Here is a 2,090-nt window from a genome sequence, read left to right as displayed (position 1 = left end):
CTCGAGCATGTTGGCCAGCGCCGAGGGCAGCTCCGCGACGATACCCGCGAGGATGATCAGTGAAATGCCGTTGCCGATGCCGCGCGAGGTGATCTGCTCGCCGAGCCACATCAGGAACATGGTGCCGCCGGTCAATGTGATCGAGGTGGACAGCAGGAAGAACGCTCCGGGTTCGCTGACGACGTTGCCGGCGCCCTGCAGGCCGACGGCGATGCCATAGGACTGGAACGCGGCCAGGATCACCGTGAGGTAGCGGGTGTACTGGTTCAGCGTCTTGCGACCGGCTTCGCCCTCTTTCTTGAGGGCTTCGAGCTGCGGCGAGACGGTGGTCAGAAGCTGGATGATGATCGACGCCGAGATATACGGCATGATGTTCAGAGCGAAGATCGCCATGCGGTTGATGCCGCCGCCGGCGAACATGTTGAACATGCCGAGAATGCCGCCGGCCTGCGACTTGAAAACCTGCTCCCAGGCGGCGGGGTCGATGCCGGGCAGCGGGATGTAGGTGCCGAAGCGATAGACCAAGAGCGCACCCAGCGTGAACCAGATGCGCTTCTTCAGTTCGTCCGCCTTGGCCAGGGCGCCGAAGTTAAGATTTGCCGCCAGTTGTTCTGCTGCAGAGACCATGTTTGGCTTTCTCCCGCGCCTCACTGACGCCGGACATCAATTTGGTGCTCGGCTTTCGAAAAATCCACCGTCCCGGCGTGCCGGATCGCAGGCTTAAGCCGGCGATGACGCAGATGTTACGCAGCTTCGCCTTCGTCCTTTTTCGGCGCCAGGATTTTCACCGTGCCGCCGGCCTTCTCGACCGCCGCGATCGCGGATTTCGACGCGCCGTGAACCTCGATGGTCAGCTGGGTCTTGATCTCGCCGCGCCCCAGCAGGCGCACGCCACCCTTGGCGCGCCGGATGGCGCCGGATTTCACCAGCGATTCGGCGTTGATGACGTCCTTGGCGTCGAGCGTCTTGGCATCGATCGCGCCCTGGATACGGTCGAGGTTGATCTCGGCGAATTCAACCCGGAAAATGTTGGTGAAGCCGCGCTTCGGCAGCCGCCGATGCAGCGGCATCTGGCCGCCTTCGAAGCCCTTGATGCGCACGCCGGAGCGCGCGGTCTGGCCCTTGCCGCCGCGGCCGGCGGTCTTGCCCTTGCCGGAACCGATGCCACGGCCGACCCGCATGCGCTTCTTGCGCGAGCCGGCATTGTCGGCGATATCGCTGAGCTTCATCGTTAGCTTCCCTCTCTCTTCGTCATGGCCGGGCATAGCCGTCTGAAGGACGGCGTCGCTTCCGCTCGCCTATGTCCCGGCCATCCACGTCTTTTGCGAGTCTGACGCAAGAAAAAGACGTGGATGCCCGGCACAAGGCCGGGCATGACGCAAAAACTATTTCTCGTCGACGACGCGGACGAGGTGTTGAACCTTTGCGATCATGCCGCGAATCGCAGGCGTATCCTGCAGTTCGGTGATCCGGCCGATCTTGTTGAGTTTTAGGCCGATCAGCGTCGCACGCTGCGAGTGATGGCGGCGGATCGCGCTGCCGGTCTGCTCGACCTTGATCATCTTTGCGGCCTTGGCCATCGTGATAACTCCAGAAAGTCTTATTTAGCGTGGCATGATCTTAATCGGAAAACCGGTACCCTCTTTTCCGGATCATGCCATTTACTCAGCGACCACTTCGGCGTCGCCGCCGACGCGGCGCGACTGCAGCGTCGACACCTTGATGTTGCGGCGGGCCGCAACCGAGCGCGGCGAATCCTGATGTTTCAGCGCGTCGAAAGTAGCGCGAACCATGTTGTAGGGGTTCGACGAGCCGATCGATTTCGCCACCACGTCCTGGATGCCGAGCGTTTCGAACACCGCGCGCATCGGGCCGCCGGCAATGATGCCGGTACCGGCCGGCGCCGCGCGCAGGTAAACCCGGCCGGCGCCATGGCGGCCGGCGATATCGTGATGCAGCGTGCGGCCTTCGCGCAATGCAACGCGGGTCAGGTTGCGCTTCGCCGACTCAGTCGCCTTGCGGATCGCTTCCGGGACTTCGCGCGCCTTGCCGTGGCCGAATCCGACCCGGCCCTTCTGGTCGCCGATGAC

4 protein-coding genes are annotated in these 2,090 nt (G+C 63.1%); all 4 read right to left on the bottom strand.

Translation table 11 applies throughout. The features are described from left to right. A partial coding sequence (locus tag VGP39_RS08880; RefSeq protein WP_327567735.1) for a preprotein translocase subunit SecY occupies nt 1-627 on the bottom strand: 627 nt, incomplete at its 3' end. Between the two features lie 116 nt (nt 628-743). Continuing rightward, the gene (rplO, locus tag VGP39_RS08875) at nt 744-1,229 is read right to left on the bottom strand and encodes a 50S ribosomal protein L15 (RefSeq protein ID WP_327567734.1); all 486 of its coding nucleotides are present in this window, start codon (nt 1,227-1,229) and stop codon (nt 744-746) included. A gap of 156 nt (nt 1,230-1,385) precedes the next feature. Continuing rightward, nucleotides 1,386-1,580, bottom strand: a complete 195-nt coding sequence (gene rpmD / locus VGP39_RS08870; protein WP_327567733.1) for a 50S ribosomal protein L30 — start codon at nt 1,578-1,580, stop codon at nt 1,386-1,388. An 81-nt stretch (nt 1,581-1,661) separates the two neighbouring features. After that, a partial coding sequence (rpsE, locus tag VGP39_RS08865) for a 30S ribosomal protein S5 (protein ID WP_327567732.1) occupies nt 1,662-2,090 on the bottom strand: 429 nt, incomplete at its 5' end.

Origin of the sequence: Bradyrhizobium sp., from assembly GCF_036009065.1 — a bacterium.
Lineage (GTDB): Bacteria > Pseudomonadota > Alphaproteobacteria > Rhizobiales > Xanthobacteraceae > Bradyrhizobium.
This window is presented reverse-complemented; position numbering and strand designations above follow the sequence as displayed.

Excerpts from the sequence above, each read along its gene's own strand:
- rpmD (WP_327567733.1), bottom strand. The coding sequence starts at position 1,580 with ATGGCCAAGGCCGCAAAGATGATCAAGGTCGAGCAGACCGGCAGCGCG.
- rplO (WP_327567734.1), bottom strand. The coding sequence starts at position 1,229 with ATGAAGCTCAGCGATATCGCCGACAATGCCGGCTCGCGCAAGAAGCGC.